The organism is Caballeronia sp. M23-90, assembly GCF_053574605.1.
In genome coordinates, this window is the sequence record NZ_JBSIPA010000117.1 from 1 (window position 1) to 15,734 (window position 15,734).

Annotated in this window: 13 protein-coding genes and 3 pseudogenes; 10 read left to right on the plus strand and 6 right to left on the minus strand. The window is 60.0% G+C overall.

Features of this window, described 5'->3' with window-relative positions; all coding sequences use genetic code 11:
- Positions 1 to 281: 281 nt before the first annotated feature.
- Positions 282 to 1,121, plus strand: coding sequence for an IclR family transcriptional regulator (locus tag ACRXB1_RS14110; RefSeq protein ID WP_062172446.1), 840 nt, complete (start codon positions 282 to 284; stop codon positions 1,119 to 1,121).
- A 79-nt stretch (positions 1,122 to 1,200) separates the two neighbouring features.
- Positions 1,201 to 1,662: a RidA family protein gene (locus tag ACRXB1_RS14115; protein ID WP_449492343.1), complete on the plus strand. Its 462-nt coding sequence runs from the start codon at positions 1,201 to 1,203 to the stop codon at positions 1,660 to 1,662.
- 32 nt (positions 1,663 to 1,694) lie between these two features.
- Here ACRXB1_RS14115 and ACRXB1_RS14120 read toward each other — a convergent pair whose 3' ends face one another.
- On the minus strand, positions 1,695 to 2,513 hold the full coding sequence (locus ACRXB1_RS14120; RefSeq protein ID WP_449492340.1) for a methyltransferase domain-containing protein: 819 nt from the start codon (positions 2,511 to 2,513) through the stop codon (positions 1,695 to 1,697).
- A 458-nt stretch (positions 2,514 to 2,971) separates the two neighbouring features.
- On the opposite strand from ACRXB1_RS14120, the gene atzF reads away from it, so the two are divergent.
- Together atzF and ACRXB1_RS14130 are read left to right on the plus strand one after the other, a co-directional pair.
- Positions 2,972 to 4,795: an allophanate hydrolase gene (gene atzF / locus ACRXB1_RS14125; protein WP_449492341.1), complete on the plus strand. Its 1,824-nt coding sequence runs from the start codon at positions 2,972 to 2,974 to the stop codon at positions 4,793 to 4,795.
- A gap of 42 nt (positions 4,796 to 4,837) precedes the next feature.
- The gene (locus ACRXB1_RS14130) at positions 4,838 to 5,935 is read left to right on the plus strand and encodes a BMP family ABC transporter substrate-binding protein (RefSeq protein WP_174363291.1); all 1,098 of its coding nucleotides are present in this window, start codon (positions 4,838 to 4,840) and stop codon (positions 5,933 to 5,935) included.
- A 73-nt stretch (positions 5,936 to 6,008) separates the two neighbouring features.
- Here ACRXB1_RS14130 and ACRXB1_RS14135 read toward each other — a convergent pair.
- The 3 genes and pseudogenes from ACRXB1_RS14135 to ACRXB1_RS14145 form a co-directional block, all read right to left on the minus strand.
- Positions 6,009 to 6,128 (minus strand): annotated as a pseudogene (locus ACRXB1_RS14135) (metal ABC transporter permease); the annotation flags it as partial.
- Positions 6,076 to 6,975, minus strand: a complete 900-nt coding sequence (locus tag ACRXB1_RS14140; protein WP_062169366.1) for an ABC transporter ATP-binding protein — start codon at positions 6,973 to 6,975, stop codon at positions 6,076 to 6,078. The gene ACRXB1_RS14140 and the pseudogene ACRXB1_RS14135, both read right to left, overlap by 53 nt.
- Before the next feature lie 28 nt (positions 6,976 to 7,003).
- On the minus strand, positions 7,004 to 7,900 hold the full coding sequence (locus ACRXB1_RS14145; protein WP_449492342.1) for a metal ABC transporter solute-binding protein: 897 nt from the start codon (positions 7,898 to 7,900) through the stop codon (positions 7,004 to 7,006).
- A gap of 353 nt (positions 7,901 to 8,253) precedes the next feature.
- On the opposite strand from ACRXB1_RS14145, the gene ACRXB1_RS14150 reads away from it, so the two are divergent.
- From ACRXB1_RS14150 to ACRXB1_RS14175, 6 genes and pseudogenes are all read left to right on the plus strand, one after another.
- A complete protein-coding gene (locus ACRXB1_RS14150) occupies positions 8,254 to 9,027 on the plus strand; it encodes an L-iditol 2-dehydrogenase (RefSeq protein ID WP_062000722.1) in 774 nt (257 codons plus the stop codon).
- Between the two features lie 176 nt (positions 9,028 to 9,203).
- On the plus strand, positions 9,204 to 10,547 hold the full coding sequence (locus tag ACRXB1_RS14155; RefSeq protein ID WP_061998680.1) for an ABC transporter substrate-binding protein: 1,344 nt from the start codon (positions 9,204 to 9,206) through the stop codon (positions 10,545 to 10,547).
- Positions 10,548 to 10,746: 199 nt separating this feature from the next.
- Positions 10,747 to 11,610: pseudogene (locus ACRXB1_RS14160) on the plus strand (carbohydrate ABC transporter permease); the annotation flags it as partial.
- Positions 11,607 to 12,455 carry a carbohydrate ABC transporter permease gene (locus tag ACRXB1_RS14165; RefSeq protein ID WP_061998682.1) on the plus strand — a complete coding sequence of 283 codons (849 nt, stop codon included), beginning with the start codon at positions 11,607 to 11,609 and terminating at the stop codon, positions 12,453 to 12,455. The pseudogene ACRXB1_RS14160 and the gene ACRXB1_RS14165, both read left to right, overlap by 4 nt.
- A 53-nt stretch (positions 12,456 to 12,508) precedes the next feature.
- Positions 12,509 to 13,237 carry an HAD family hydrolase gene (locus tag ACRXB1_RS14170; protein WP_449492344.1) on the plus strand — a complete coding sequence of 243 codons (729 nt, stop codon included), beginning with the start codon at positions 12,509 to 12,511 and terminating at the stop codon, positions 13,235 to 13,237.
- 49 nt (positions 13,238 to 13,286) lie between these two features.
- Entirely contained in the window at positions 13,287 to 14,408 is a 1,122-nt protein-coding gene (locus ACRXB1_RS14175) for an ABC transporter ATP-binding protein (RefSeq protein ID WP_062169370.1), read from the plus strand.
- Between the two features lie 66 nt (positions 14,409 to 14,474).
- On the opposite strand, the gene ACRXB1_RS14180 is transcribed toward ACRXB1_RS14175, so the two are convergent.
- Both ACRXB1_RS14180 and ACRXB1_RS14185 read right to left on the minus strand, forming a co-directional pair.
- Positions 14,475 to 15,422: a sugar-binding transcriptional regulator gene (locus tag ACRXB1_RS14180; protein WP_062169372.1), complete on the minus strand. Its 948-nt coding sequence runs from the start codon at positions 15,420 to 15,422 to the stop codon at positions 14,475 to 14,477.
- Positions 15,423 to 15,552: 130 nt separating this feature from the next.
- Positions 15,553 to 15,734 (minus strand): annotated as a pseudogene (locus tag ACRXB1_RS14185) (xylulokinase); the annotation flags it as partial.

The following is a 15,734-nucleotide window of genomic DNA, read 5'->3' on the forward strand; positions in this document are numbered from 1 at the left end:
TGTCGAGATCGATGATTTGCAGCGCAAGGCATCGATCTCGACGAACTGCGGCAGGATCGAAGCCACGGCGTCAATGACCGGCTGCGCCACGATGGACGCGCCAAGACTTGTCATCGTGCCGTTCACGTTGATGACCGGGCGCAGACCCAGGCGAGAATAAAAATCCATCGTGCGGCTCCTGATGTTCCTTTATTATGGAACATATGTTGTAATTGTGTATTAGATTAGCATACGATCTGCCTGCGTCAACTAGACAAAAACAATCAGCCTGAAGGAGCGCAATGACCCGCAAGCCCCGTGAACCTGACGCGGATGTGGCATCAGCCGGTACGGATGGCGCCGCCCCGCGCACCCGCATGAGCGCGATCGATCGTGCAGTGCAGATCTTCGACGCGTTGCAGGAAGCCAACAGGCCGACCACGGCGTACGAGATCGCGCGGATTGTCGGTGCGCCGCTTTCCACCGTCTATTCCATCATCAACGACCTAGTCGAGAAAAATCTCCTTGCGCGCACGCCAGAGGGCGCCATCTGGCTCGGCTCGCGCTTGTATGGCTATGGCTTGACCTATGCGAGTTCGCTCGACTACCTCGCGGTCGCGCACGAAGAAATGAACCGGCTTTCGGCGCACGTCGGCGAGACGGTGCAGGTCTGCGGGCTCGAAGAGGGAATGATGGTCGTGCTGCAAATGGCTGAAGGGCCGGGGCATTTCCGGGTGACATCGCGCGTGGGTAGCCGTGTGCCGCTTAACTGGACCGCGTCCGGTCGGTTGCTCGTCGGACATCTGCCAGACGCGGAACGTGTCGCGTATTTTGCTCGGCATGCGAAATCATCTCCGACTGCACGCGCCGAAACGCGGCCCGATGTACTCGCGCGCATGGCCCGCGAAGCGCTCGACGCGCGCCTGTCCATTCAGATCGGCGAGTCGGATGCTTCGGTTGCATGCCTTGCTGCACCGGTACTGGATCAGGCCGGCGATTGCGTCTTCACCATATCGATCGTGATGCCCGAAGCGAAAGCGCTTCAGAGTACTGAACAATTCGGCGATGAGCTAAAAGTGGTTGCCTCTCGCATTGAAACGCGCCTCGGCTGGCATCGGCGCGCAACTGAATTCGTGGCTTGAGCGCCGGTTGTCCGGTCTTTTGTCCCCTTGTCCTCAACACCTGAAAGAGAACTGACGCAACATGGTATTTTCGACTGAGATGAACTGCTACGACCGACTGCGGGCCCGCGGATTGAAGCTTCAGGCCGTGCCCGCGCCGATAGGCAACTTCACTCACTGCACGCGCGAAGGCAATCTGCTGTTTTTATCGGGGCAAGGACCGCTCGACAGTACCGGCCGTCTGATGAAAGGCAAGGTCGGTGACGACGTCACCACCGACGAAGCGTATGACCACGCGCAACTCGTGGGCCTCAACCTGCTCTCTGTGCTGCATACCGAACTGGGCGATCTGAACCGCGTGACGCGCATTGTGAAATTGCTTGGCATGGTCAACGCAACGCCGGATTTCGCAGATCATCCGCGCGTGATCAACGGCTGCTCGGACCTTTTCATCGATGTATTCGGCGACGCCGGCCGGCATTCTCGTTCAGCGGTCGGCGTTGGCTCGCTGCCCGGCAATATCACGGTAGAAATAGAAGCGATCGTCGCGATTCGGGACTAAGTTGTGGCTTCTCCCCCGGGGAAGCGACTTTGTCATTGGCGCGTGATCACGACCTCCAGGTATTCGCTTGGCAGCACGAGCGTACCGTCTCCCGAACGATTCCTGCTTTCCATCAGTCCGAGCAACTCCTGGGCGAATGCCGCCTGTTTCCCGGCGTCCAGGACACCGAAGGTCTTGTTCATCGGGCCATAGTAGGTGCGGAACACTTCGAGGAAATGCGCCGGTGACCGATAGCGGAAGACAAACGCGCGTTCGTTCGCGTCGATCTCATGCGCGGTGCCGGCGAACAGTTCATCGAGCCGTTCCCTCGATCCCCACAACGACGGCGACTTCAGGCCCGGTGCAGGCGGAATATAAGTGCCTATCGTCTTGAAGACCTGTCCGATAAAACTTCCCGGCGTCCAGTTCGCCAAGCCGATCTTTCCGCCCGGCTTGCACACGCGCGCAAGTTCGCTTGCGGCTTTCGCCTGGTCTGGCGTGAACATGACGCCGAAGGTGGACATCACCACGTCGAACGATGCATCCGGGAACGGAAGGTTTTCGGCATCGGCTTCCTGGAACTCGATGGTTTGCCCCTCCGCTTGCGCGCGGGCGCGCCCGGCTTCGAGCAGCGACGCAACATAGTCGGTCGATGTGACCTCGCACCATCGGCGGGCGGCTGCAAGCGTTGCGTTGCCGTTGCCGGCGGCAACGTCGAGTACGCGGCTGCCCGAGCGAAGGTCGAGCGCTTCGCAAAGGTTTTCACCAACAATCTGAAGCGTACTGCCGACGACCGCGTAATTGCCGGTAGACCACGCGGCCTGCTGGCGCGTCTTGACAGCGGCGAGATCGATGGAAGGGTCGGTGCTCATGTTTTGCTCCTTGACGTGTACTAATTGAGGTTGCGGGAAACGTCACCGCATCGCACAAGCAGCTTCTCTTCGGTTTTTCGATGTCCATGATGTATCTGCTTAGCGACTATGAGGTCATTGCGGATGCATTTGTCATGTGCTTATTCTTCAGGAAATTAGTAAGGCATCCAGACTTATTATTGCAGGATGCATCGGCTTTTGGTGGTGTTTGTAAGCCGAGGTTGGTTCGCAGAAAGGTTCGGCTATGCCGCGCGCTGTTTTTGTGCGCCCAAGTTTCGCGAAGGTGCGCGGCGCACCAGAACCAAAACGCTCAGGACGCTCGTGAGCGTACGTCGCGGGCCAAGCCGATCGCTCGGAAGCCTTTTTGGTAAAGGCTTAGTGGGGTTTAGCCGATTAATTCCGGGAAACTGGCACGCCTCCTGCATTATGAATCCCATCTTGTATGCAAGACGGAATTCATGTCCAACTTCCTAGACACCACTGACCACCTGCTTGTAACGGCGCTCGCTGACGCTTATGCAGCGCGACGCCGGTCACCGCCTGAAGTCATAGACGCCGTATTCGACCGGATCAGCGTTATTGATCGACCGGAGATATGGACGCTGCTGTTGCCGGCCGAGACGGTTCGTGCGCAAGCGCGTGTGCTTGAGAAGGCGCTTGCCGATGAGGGTGACGCGGTCTTCGAGCGCCTGCCGCTCTTCGGTGTACCGTTCGCGGTCAAGGACAACATCGACGTCGCGGGCATGCCGACCACCGCCGCGTGCGAACCCTTCAGCTATACGCCGGACACAACCGCGTTCGCCGTTCAGCGCTTGCTCGATGCCGGCGCGCTTCTCATCGGCAAGACCAACCTCGATCAGTTCGCCACGGGACTTGTCGGTACGCGTTCGCCGTTCGGGGCGGTGCGTCAGGTCGAGTTTCCGGAGCGCGTGTCGGGCGGGTCGAGCTCCGGCTCGGCAGTATCTGTCGCGGCGGGATGCGTTGCGTTTTCGCTCGGTACGGACACTGCGGGGTCCGGCCGCGTGCCTGCAGGATTCAACGGAGTGGTTGGCCTCAAGCCGTCGCTGGGCCTTGTCAGCAAAAACGGCGTGGTGCCCGCGTGCCGAAGCCTCGATACGCTGTCGATCTTTGCGCACGATGTCGCCGATGCGTGGCACGTCCTTACGCAAATGGCGAAGTTCGACGCGGATGATGCGTACTCGCGGCGGGTTGCGCCATTGGGCGCGGCGTCGTCGCCGTTGCGTTTGGGCGTTCCGGCAGAACTCGAATTCTTCGACGATACAACCGCGCACCAAGCCTTTAACGCAAGCCTCAAAGTGTTGTCGGCTGATCTTGCAACGACACCGGACGCAATCGATTTTGCCCTGTTCAAGCGCGTCTCGGCGTTGCTCTACGATGGCCCTTGGGTCGCCGAACGGCGCGCGGCGCTCGGCGCGTTCTTCGACACCAACTTCGCGGACATCGATGCAACCGTGGCCGCCGTGATCGGCAAGGCGGGCCGCTTCAGCGCGGTCGATGCCTTCAACGGCCAGTACGCGCTTGCCGAACTCAAGCGGCAAGCCGAGCAATGTTTCGACGCCATCGATGTCCTGATCGTACCCACCACGCCCACGCATCCGCTTATCGCCGATGTGCAGGCGAGTCCGATCGAACGCAACAGCGAGCTGGGTTACTACACCAACTTCGTGAATCTTCTGGACCTGTGCGCGTTATCGGTGCCGTGCGCGCGTCGAAGCGATGGTTTGCCTGCAGGCGTGACGCTGATTGCGCCGAGCGGCGCGGATCATCGGCTGGCGGTTCTGGGCGCGCGCATCCAGGCGCTTTTCGACAATACGACCCACGCCGCTCCCAATCTTCAACCGTTGCCGTTCCAGGAACCGACCGTTGCACTCGCAGTGGTTGGCGCACACCTGCGCGGGCAGCCGCTCAACCGGCAACTACAGGAAGCGGCCGCGCGTTTCGTCGAAGCGACCAGGACATCGCCTGCGTATCTGCTGTTCGCGCTTGCGAATACATCGCCGCCGAAGCCCGGGCTTGTTCGTGACGCGAAACACGAAGGCGCCTCGATCGCCGTCGAAGTATGGGACGTGCCGGTGCGCACGTTCGGCAAGTTCGTGATGGACGTTCCTTCGCCGATGGGTATCGGCACTGTCGAGCTTGCCGATGGACGGTTCGTCAAAGGCTTCATCTGCGAACCGTGGGCGGTATCGGCGGACAGCGGCGCACAGGACATCACCGCTTTCGGCGGCTGGATCGCGTACCTCGACGGCCTCAATAAGTAATCAAGTAATCCATAACATTCAATCGAACAGGAACCCAACAAAATGACCAGCCGCCGCACATTCATCAAAGACGCGAGCCTCCTGGCGCTTGCGACCATGGCGCCGTTCCAGTCGGTGTTCGCGGCTGGAAAAACCACCGTCGGCGTGATCTATGTCGGTGCGCGCGGCGACTACGGCTACAACCAGGCGCAGGCCTCGGCCGCGGCGATCATTAAGAAACTGCCGAACGTCAAGGTCGTGGAAGAAGAGAACGTGCCCGAAACCATCGCGGTCCAGAAGTCCATGGAGGCGATGATCGAACAGGACGGCGCCACGCTCATCTTCGCGACCTCCTTTGGTTACTTCGATCCGCACGTGCTCAAGATGGCTGCCAAGTATCCGAACGTGCGCTTCGCGCATTGCGGCGGTTTGTGGAAGCAGGGCAATCCGCCGAACATTGCGAGCTACTTTGGCTATATCGATGAATGCCAGTACCTGAACGGCGTGGTCGCAGGGCACATGAGCAAAAGCAAAAAACTGGGTTTTGTCGCGGCCAAGCCTATTCCGCAGGTGCTGCGCAACATCAACGCCTTCACGCTCGGCGCGCAGTCCGTCGATCCGTCGATCACGACGCAAGTGATTTTCACCGGCGACTGGTCGATGCCCGTGAAGGAAGCGGAAGCGACGAACAGCCTTGTCGATCAGGGTTGCGATGTGATCACGTGTCACGTCGATGGCCCGAAGGTCGTTGTCGAAACCGCCGAGAAACGTGGCGCGATGAGCTGCGGTTATCACGCGAGCCAGGCGGCGCTCGCACCAAAGGGTTATCTCACGGGCGCCGAATGGGACTGGGCGACGCCGTACAAGGAACTCGTGGCCGATGCGCAAGCAGGCAAACCCCAGCCCAACGTATTGCGCGGCGGTTTGAAGGAGGGCTTCGTCAAGATGTCGCCCTACGGCGCAAAAGTCACGCCCGATGCGAAGAAGGCGGCCGACACGGTCAAGGCAAGCATGATGGCCGGCTCCTTCGTGATCTTCAAAGGGCCGATCAAGGACAACAAGGGCGGGGTCGCTATAGCCGCCGGCACGAGTCATCCGCAAACGGACTACACCCTGGAAAGCATGAATTACCTAGTGTCGGGTGTTACAGGTCAGATCTGATGGCGTTGTCAAACTGAAGGAGCCGTGATGCGTCCCAATGCTTCGACCGCCCGCGTTTTACTGGCTGTGTTGCCCCGACAATGCCCGCCAGTATCGCGACGATTCCCGACGCTGCAAAGGCGTTGCGCATGAACTCGTATTCAAACATCGTGGGAATGCGTTCCGGAGTGGTGATGACCGTGATCGTGACCATGGTCATGGTCGTGAGAATGCGAATGACCGTCGGGGCCATCTTCGTGGGCGTGATCGAGCTTGTCGACTTCCACGTCGCCGGCCATGACGAAGATGCGGCCGTTCACGCGCATCACGTCGATCGGCGATCCATAAAGCTGCGAGAGAACCGGCTTGGTAATGACTTCATCGATCGTGCCGAGCGCCGCGCGGCCATTGCCGAGATACAGCACGCGGTCAATGGAGTTCAGCAGCGGATTGAGTTCGTGCGCCGAGAACAGCACGGTAATCCCGAGCTCGCGCTGCACGCGCCGCACGAGATCGACAACGCCGGTCTGGTGACGCGGATCAAGACTGATCAGCGGTTCATCGAGGAGAAGGAGTTTCGGGTCGCCGAGCAGGCATTGCGCGAGCAGCAAGCGCTGCCGTTCGCCGCCAGACAACTCGGACAAAGGACGCGCGGCGAGCGCGCGGCCATCGACGAGATCGAGCACGCGATCCACGTCGGCTTGTGCCGCGGCACTTGCACGCGGCAAACCCCAGCGGTGACCATCGGCGGCCATCGCGACAAAATCGCGGCCACGCACGCGCCGTCCGGCAAGACCGCTGCGTATCTGCGGCATATAACCAATCGATGCATTGCCGCGCACCACCGCCGCGCCGTTCACGCGGATCGCGCCTTGGGACAATGGCAGGAGCCCGAGCATCGCGCGCATGAGCGTGGTCTTCCCGGCGCCATTCGGCCCCAGCACGCCGATAAACTCACCCGCCGCGACGCTGAAGCTCGCGTCGTTCAGGATCGGCCGGCCGCCGAGTTCAAGCGTGACGTGCTCGACGGTTAGCGCCCCCGCTTTTGTCGATGCCGTCATCAAGACGCATCCTCGAACGTCCAAACACTCATCTCGTCTTTCCCTGCAACGCAGCCGACAACGCGTCGAGCTGCGAGGTCATCCATGTCTGGAAGGTCTTGCCGGCGGGCAGCGTCTCGGTGACGCTGATGCTCGGCACGTGTGAATCGTGAGCTACTTTCAGCATGCGCTTGGTCAACGCTTCCGTTGCCTGACTGTTATAGATCAGCACGTGCACCTGACGATCACGCAAATCCTTTTCGAACGCGGCGATATCCGAGGCGCTCGGTTCCGTATCGTTCATGGCGGCAAGCTGGAAGCGGGCATTGCGCATATCGAGGCCGATCGCATCGGACATATAGCCGAACACCGGTTCCGTCGCCGTCACGGGCACGCCCTTGAACTGGCTTTTGAGCGCGGCGACACGCGTGTCGATGGGTTTCAACGACGTCAGGAACGTATCCAGTCGCGCATCGTAATCAGCCTTGTGCGCCGGGTCTGCCTGGACCAGATACGCGCTTACCGCTTTTGCGACAGTCGGCATGGTGGCCGGGTCATACCAAAGGTGGGGATTATCGCCGGATTTCTTGCCCGTCAGTTGAGCCGCGACGATTGTCGTGCGTCCTTTTCCCTTTGATGCCCCAAGCAGCTTGTCCATCCACGGATCGTAGTCGGCGCCGTTATACACGACAAGCACCGCGTTCTGCAACGCGCGGGCGGTCTTCGGGCTGGCTTCGAAGAGATGCGGATCTTCGTCCGGGTTGCTCAGGATGCTGGTCACCTGGACGTGATTGCCGCCGAGTTGCTGCACCACATCGCCGTAGAAATTCTCGGCCGCGACCACCGCGACTGTCGCGTTGGCCGCGGTTTGCGCCACGGCTGTCCCGCCGAAGCTTGCGGAGAAAAGGGCGGTGCAGGTCAATAAAGCAGCGACAAGTTTGCTCATGGCGTTTCCTGGGATGGGTTTGTAAGGACGAGGAGCCTTGATCAAAGGCGACGTCCGAATTGACCGCGATGATATAACGTATCACTCGATCATGCACCTTTGGGCGTATGACCAAAGCATGTCGAGCACGCTTTCGGGCGTATCGACGCGTCCCGCAAAGCCACGCCGGTTGGGGTTTTCCCGCAGTTTTAGGTGCCTTTCCCGCGTCGCAGCATCGAAACATCACAACGTGCCTTGACACCGCCTCACGCGTCACCGATCATTCGACCACGCAGAGAGCAATTGATCACGCGATGAGCGTTCGCTCACTGCCCGAGCGAACAAAGCGGTCAAAAGACGAACCGGAGACAACCGTGAAATTGCAGGACAAGGTAGCTATCGTGACGGGTGCGGCCAGCGGTATCGGCGAAGCGGTCACTAAACGATTCCTGGACGAAGGCGCAAAGGTTGTCGTCGTAGATCTGAAAGATGAAGCCGAACTGGCGCAGCGTTTTGCGGATTACGCGGGCAACGTACTGGCAGTCAAAGCCGACGTCACCAGGCGCGAGGATCTGGAGCGCATTGTCTCTTCTACCGTCGACAAGTTCGGCGGCATCGACATCCTGTACAACAACGCGGCGCTCTTCGACATGCGCCCGATCCTCGACGAATCCTGGGACATCTTCGATCGTCTTTTCGCGGTGAACGTGAAAGGCATGTTCTTCCTGATGCAGCTCGTCGCGCAGCAAATGGTCAAGCAAGGCCGTGGCGGCAAGATCGTCAACATGTCGTCGCAGGCGGGTCGCCGCGGCGAGGCGCTAGTTTCCCACTATTGCGCAACCAAGGCCGCCGTGATCAGCTACACGCAATCGGCAGCACTTGGTCTTGCGCAGCATGGCATCAACGTGAACAGCATCGCACCGGGCGTGGTCGATACCCCGATGTGGGAAACCGTCGATGCGCTTTTCGCAAAATATGAAAACCGTCCGCTCGGCGAGAAGAAGCGCCTGGTCGGCGAAGCGGTACCGCTGGGGCGCATGGGCCTGCCGAACGATCTGACGGGCGCGGCCTTGTTCCTGGTATCGGCGGATTCGGATTACATCACCGCGCAGACGCTGAATGTGGATGGCGGCAACTGGATGAGCTGAACCTGTGGGCGGCGATGGCATTGAAGGCCGCATTGAAAGCCGCCCGCAACAAATTCACGTTTCACGAGTACCAGAAAGTACGTAGTAGCCCGTATCAATCCGATCAGCCGATGATCGACGCGTCATGCAAGCCCGCAGCACGAGCGCCGTGCTAACGATAAAGGAGACGAAACAACATGAAACGCGCCACATTCACTCTTAAAAACCTGCCGATGCGCTCATTCGCGTGCGCCGCATTCGCTGCTGCCGCGCTTGTGCCGGTTGCCTCGAAGGCCGCGACCGTGACCATCGCGACACTTAACAACCCGGACATGATCGAGTTGAAGAAGCTGTCGCCGGCGTTCGAAAAAGCCAATCCGGATATCCAGTTGAAGTGGGTCATCCTGGAAGAAAACGTGCTGCGTCAGCGTGCCACCACCGACATCACCACGAACAGTGGCCAGTTCGACGTGATGGCGATCGGTACGTACGAAGCGCCGCAATGGGGCAAGCGCGGCTGGCTCGTGCCAATGACGAATCTCCCGGCTGACTACGATCTCGACGACGTGGTGAAGACCGCACGCGATGGCCTCTCGTATAACGGCCAGTTGTACGCACTGCCGTTCTATGTCGAAAGCTCGATGACGTATTACCGCAAGGACCTGTTCGAAGCGGCCGGCCTGAAGATGCCGGATCAGCCGACCTACGACCAGATCAAGCAATTCGCCGACAAGCTTACCGACAAAGCCAAGGGCCAGTACGGCATCTGCTTGCGCGGCAAGGCGGGCTGGGGCGAGAACATGGCGTTCGTATCGACGCTCGTGAATACGTACGGCGGCCGCTGGTTCGACGAGAACTGGAAGGCGCAGCTCGACACGCCGGAATGGCACAAGGCGATCACGTTCTACGCCGACTTGCTGAAGAACGACGGTCCTCCGGGAGCCAGCTCGAACGGCTTCAACGAGAATTTGACGCTGATGTCATCGGGCAAGTGCGCAATGTGGATCGATGCCACGGTTGCAGCCGGCATGCTCTACAACAAGTCGCAATCGCAAGTCGCGGACAAGATCGGCTTTGCTGCAGCGCCGGTTGCCGTGACGCCGAAGGGCTCGCACTGGTTGTGGTCGTGGTCGCTGGCCATTCCGAAGACGTCGAAGTCGCAAGACGCCGCGAAGAAGTTCGCGACGTGGGCAACATCGAAGGAATACATCCAGTTGGCTGCGAAAGATGAAGGCTGGGCATCGGTTCCTCCGGGCACGCGCAAGTCGACCTACGCCAATCCTGAGTACAAGAAGGCTGCGCCGTTTGGCGACTTCGTGCTGAGCGCAATCGAATCGGCTAACCCGAACGATTCTTCGATGAAGAAGATTCCGTACACCGGCGTTCAGTTCGTCGGCATTCCGGAGTTCCAGTCGTTCGGAACGGTGGTCGGCCAGTCGATTGCAGGCGTGGTCGCAGGACAAACCACTGTCGATGCAGCATTGAAAGCAGGCAACGCGACCGCGGACCGTGCGGTGAAGCAAGCCGGTTATCAAAAGTAATCCGAAGTAAGTTCTCTGGCAGTCGAGGCCCACACTCCTGGCGCCTAATGTAGTACAGCAGGCCGCGCCGCTCTTTCATCAAGAGCCCACGCGCGCGGCCTGCGCTTCATCGAGAGGTGACACGACCATGAGTCAACTTAATCCCCCCATATCGAATACGTACGCGGAGTCCGCGGCGGAGCGCGACAAGAAACGCGCGAAGTCGGTGCGCTGGCTGATCACGCCGTCGACTGCCGTATTGTTTTTGTGGATGGCCATCCCGCTTGCGATGACCATCTGGTATTCGTTTTCGAAATACAACTTGCTGAACCCGGACGTAAAGGGCTTCGCTGGCCTCGATAATTACGAGTTCCTCGCGACCGACCCGGCCTTCGGTCCGTCGATTGTCCATACGCTGGTGCTGATCGGTTCCGTGCTTGCCATTACCGTGATCGGCGGCGTGCTGCTCGCAGTGTTGTTCGATCGGAAGTTCATCGGGCAGGGCATTGCGCGATTGCTGGTGATTGCCCCGTTCTTCGTCATGCCGACGGTCAGCGCGCTGATCTGGAAGAACATGATCCTGCACCCGGTCTACGGACTGGTCGCTTCAGCAATGCGATCGATGGGGATGCAGCCGATCGACTGGTTTGGCGAGTATCCACTTTTTGCGGTGATCATGATAGTCGCGTGGCAATGGCTGCCGTTCGCGTTCCTGATTCTCTTCACGGCCATCCAGTCGCTCGACCAGGAGCAAAAGGAAGCGGCGCGGATCGACGGTGCGGGCGCTTTCTCGATGTTCTTCTACATCACGCTGCCGCACCTGAAGCGCGCGATTGCCGTGGTCGTGATGATGGAAACCATTTTCCTGCTGTCGATCTTCGCCGAAATCTATACGACAACCGGCGGCGGTCCCGGCACAGCGACGACCAACCTGTCATACCTGATCTACTCGCTTGGCTTGCAGCAATTCGACGTGGGCCTGGCATCGGCGGGCGGCATTCTGGCGGTCGTGCTGGCGAATATCGTGGCGTTCTTCCTCGTGCGGATGCTCTCGAAGAACCTGAAAGGGGAGTACGAATCATGAGCCATCCCGTTACCGCAACAACGTCCGCGCCGTTTCTCGATACGCTCAAGCGCAGCGTGCTTGGCGTGATTGCCTGGCTGTTCGCGCTGCTGCTGTTCTTCCCGATCTTCTGGATGACCATTACGGCATTCAAGACCGAGCAGCAGGCGTATTCGTCGTCGCTCTTTTTCACGCCGACACTCGACAGTTTTCGCGAGGTCTTCGCGCGCAGCAACTACTTTGCGTTTGCGTGGAATTCCATCCTGATCTCGGTCGGCGTCACGGTGATCTGCTTGTTGTTCGCCGTGCCGTGCGCCTATGCAATGGCGTTCTTCCCGACGAAGAAAACGCAGAAGGTTCTGCTGTGGATGCTGTCGACGAAGATGATGCCGTCGGTCGGCGTGCTGGTGCCGATCTACTTGTTGTGGAAGAACACCGGCATGCTCGACACCGTGTGGGGCCTGATCATCGTTTATACGCTGATCAATTTGCCGATCGCCGTATGGATGTCGTACACGTACTTCAACGAGATCCCGCGCGACATCCTGGAAGCAGGCCGTATAGATGGCGCGGCGACGTGGCAGGAAATCGTCTATCTGCTCATGCCCATGTCTTTGCCGGGACTCGCGTCCACGGGTCTGCTGCTCGTGATCCTGTCGTGGAACGAGGCATTCTGGAGCATCAACTTGTCGAGCTCGAACGCGGCGCCGCTGACAGTGTTCATCGCTTCGTATTCAAGTCCTGAAGGGTTGTTCTGGGCCAAGCTTTCGGCGGCGTCGTTGCTGGCGGTTGCGCCAATTCTGATCGTCGGCTGGCTGTCGCAGAAACAGCTCGTGCGCGGACTGACCTTCGGCGCAGTGAAGTAGCGCAGTGACGTCGTACATGTAGCACTTTAGAGGCCGATCCAGTGAACTTGAACTTGTCCCAAGCCGGCGCAGCGGGTGCATCCAGTGCAGCCGCTGCCCACGACGATCACCTGCTGATCTGCGATTGCGACGGCGTGCTGATCGACAGCGAAGCCATCGCGGGCCGCATGCTCGTGCAGGAGATCGAGACGCTCTGGCCCGGCGTGGACGCTGAACCGATCGTCACGCCGCTGCTCGGGCTGCGCATTGAAACGGTCCTCAGGCGGGCGGCTGAAACGCTTGGGCAGACGCTCGATGCCGCGCAGATCGATGCAATCCGGGCGGTCGTGGAAGCGTCGGCGGTAGAAGCGCCGGCGGTCGATGGCATTGATTCAGCGCTCGGCCGCATCTCGCTGCGCAAGGCCTGCGCGAGCAACAGTTTTACGTCGTATGTGGAAGCCGTGCTGAGCCGCACGGGCCTCGTGCGCTATTTCGGCGAGCGTCTTTTTTGCGCCGACACGGTCGCGAATCCGAAGCCCGCGCCCGACGTGTATCTGGCGGCTGCACGCACCTTGCGTGTCGCGCCCGAGCGTTGCGTGGTGGTGGAAGACAGCGTGACCGGCGTGACGGCGGCGTCGGCGGCGGGTATGACGGTGCTGGGTTTCGTGGGCGGCGGTCATGCAAGTGAAGGACAAATCGATGCGCTGAAACGTGCTGGCGCAAGTGTCGTGTTCGACGAGATGGGGCAGCTCCCCGGGCTTGTCGAACAGTGGCTGCAAAACGCAAGCTTTGAACTGCCTTGAGCCTTGTGCTCGCAGAAAACAAAGCGAAGTTAAAGACGGAGACTCCATCATGGCAAGCCTTAATCTGCGCAACATCAACAAGCGCTACGAAGAAACCGAAGTCATTCGCAGCGTGAACCTCGATATCGCCGACGGTGAGTTCGTCGTGTTCGTGGGCCCGAGCGGTTGCGGCAAGTCCACGTTGATGCGGATGATCGCCGGACTCGAAGACATCAGCGGCGGCGACCTGACCATCGACGGCGTGCGTGTGAACGACGTGCCGCCCGCCAAGCGCGGCATTGCGATGGTGTTCCAGTCGTACGCGCTGTATCCGCACATGACGCTCTACGACAACATGGCGTTCGGCCTCAAGCTCGCGGGCACCAAGAAGCCGGAAATCGATGCGGCGGTCAAGCAAGCGGCGAAGATCCTGCACATCGATCATTTGCTCGATAGGAAACCGAAGCAGTTGTCGGGTGGTCAGCGTCAGCGCGTGGCGATCGGCCGGGCGATCACGCGCAAGCCGAAGGTGTTCCTCTTCGATGAACCGCTTTCCAACCTCGACGCCGCATTGCGCGTGAAGATGCGCCTGGAATTCGCGCGCCTGCACGACGAGTTGAAGACCACGATGATCTACGTGACGCACGATCAGGTCGAAGCCATGACGCTCGCGGACAAGATCGTGGTGCTGTCGGCGGGGAATGTGGAGCAGGTCGGTACGCCGAATCAGCTTTATCACGCGCCGCAGAACAAGTTCGTGGCGGGTTTCATCGGTTCGCCGAAGATGAATTTCTTCAATGGCGAAGTCACGCAAGTGCTTAGCGATGGCGTGCTCGTCAAGTATGAAACAGGCGAGACGCAACGCGCTGCAGTTGAACCGGGCAGCGTCAAGGTCGGCGATTTGGTAACGGTCGGGATTCGTGCCGAGCATCTCCATGCGGGCACAGCGGCGACTGTGGAGCACGGGGTATCGGCGAAGACGATGGCCGTCGAGTCGCTCGGCGATGCCGCTTATCTCTACGCGGAGTCATCGGTGGCGCCGGAGGGGATCATCGCCCGGATTCCGCCGCTCGAGCGTCATTCGCGAGGCGAAGTGCTGAAGCTTGGCGCAATGCCCGAGCATTGCCATTTGTTCAATGCCGAGGGCATTGCATATCAACGGAAGATCGTCGAGGTGTTGTCGGCGGCTTGATGGTTTGACGAGCTCACGCGAAAACGCCCGGACATGTCCGGGCGTTTTTTGATCAAGGTCTCTGAATCAGGCTTCCAAAGCAGCCTGCGCGCACAACTCATCCGTCACCAACCCCGACAGCCATTTCCCCTTCAACGCAGCGATAACCGCTGCGCGCTTCCTGATCCCGCCCGCAAAGCCGATGGTCGGTCGCTTCGGCGGCGTATCGAGCGGCAAGCTCGTCACGCGCTCGCCGGTTGTCGATTTGACCCTGACGCCTTCCGCATCGATGGGCAAGCCAAGCAGCTCGGCCACGGCGCCGCCTTCCATCATCTCTTCGACTTCAGCGGTGGTAATGAACCCGTCCTCATGCAGCGGGCAATTGATCCCCATGTTGCCGATGCCGACGAACGCCACATCGGCATTCTCGGACAATGCATCCACGATCCTGTACAAGCGGTGATTGACCCATTGCGCGCGCTCGGCGCGGCTGTCGGCCATCAACGGAGCGGGCAGCATGAAGTGCTTGCCGCCGGTCTTCTCGGACAAGTGCTGTGCAACGTCGTACCGGTTCGATGAGCCGTCCTGGGCGATCGCCCCGACCATGGAGACCAACCTGTGCTGCGGCCGCTCCAGTTGCCCGATTTGCGCGACGACGGCCTTGAGTGTCCGGCCGCTGCTGATCGAGATGACGAGCGGTTTTTCGTCGGTGAGATAACGCTCCATGACTTGCGCGCCCGCCACCGCCAGCTTGCGGTCCACTTGCTCGGGTGAATCGCCGTCGATGGGCACGACTTCGCACATCGACAAGCCGTATCGCTTCGATAACTGCGCCGCCAGCGACAGACAATCCGCCACGCGATGATCCACGCGCACGCGAATCAGGTTCTTTTCCACCGCAAACGCAACGAGGCGCTGCGCGACTGGACGCGAGATCTGCAGCTTCTCCGCGATTTCGTTCTGCGTGTTTCCCGCGACGTAATAGAGCCACGCGGCGCGAGTGGCGAGATCGAGTTTTTCGTTGGACTTGGGCACGGGAGCTCGATGTCAGGTCGTTTATATCGAATGCAAATGTAGATCGCGCGCCCGAGGAGGCGCGCGGATTTATCGATATTGTGCACGCTCGGCGCGAAAGGTTTTGTTGGAAACCTTCCGCACCGGATCTTCAGGCGAGGCGCGGGCGCGCCGGATCGAACAACGGCTTCACGTGCTGATACAACTCGCGAAATCCTTTCAGCCGCTGGCGCAGGATTGCATGACGTTCCGGGTTTGGAATGAACTCGTCCTTCACCGGCGGTTTCGCCAGAACGACGGCCGGGTCGCCGCCTGCCGTGAGCCAGCCGAGGA

Coding starts and splice junctions, on each gene's coding strand:
- ACRXB1_RS14110 (WP_062172446.1), top strand. CDS start 282: ATGACCCGCAAGCCCCGTGAACCTGACGCGGATGTGGCATCAGCCGGT.
- ACRXB1_RS14115 (WP_449492343.1), top strand. CDS start 1,201: ATGAACTGCTACGACCGACTGCGGGCCCGCGGATTGAAGCTTCAGGCC.
- ACRXB1_RS14120 (WP_449492340.1), bottom strand. CDS start 2,513: ATGAGCACCGACCCTTCCATCGATCTCGCCGCTGTCAAGACGCGCCAG.
- atzF (WP_449492341.1), top strand. CDS start 2,972: ATGTCCAACTTCCTAGACACCACTGACCACCTGCTTGTAACGGCGCTC.
- ACRXB1_RS14130 (WP_174363291.1), top strand. CDS start 4,838: ATGACCAGCCGCCGCACATTCATCAAAGACGCGAGCCTCCTGGCGCTT.
- ACRXB1_RS14140 (WP_062169366.1), bottom strand. CDS start 6,975: ATGACGGCATCGACAAAAGCGGGGGCGCTAACCGTCGAGCACGTCACG.
- ACRXB1_RS14145 (WP_449492342.1), bottom strand. CDS start 7,900: ATGAGCAAACTTGTCGCTGCTTTATTGACCTGCACCGCCCTTTTCTCC.
- ACRXB1_RS14155 (WP_061998680.1), top strand. CDS start 9,204: ATGAAACGCGCCACATTCACTCTTAAAAACCTGCCGATGCGCTCATTC.
- ACRXB1_RS14165 (WP_061998682.1), top strand. CDS start 11,607: ATGAGCCATCCCGTTACCGCAACAACGTCCGCGCCGTTTCTCGATACG.
- ACRXB1_RS14175 (WP_062169370.1), top strand. CDS start 13,287: ATGGCAAGCCTTAATCTGCGCAACATCAACAAGCGCTACGAAGAAACC.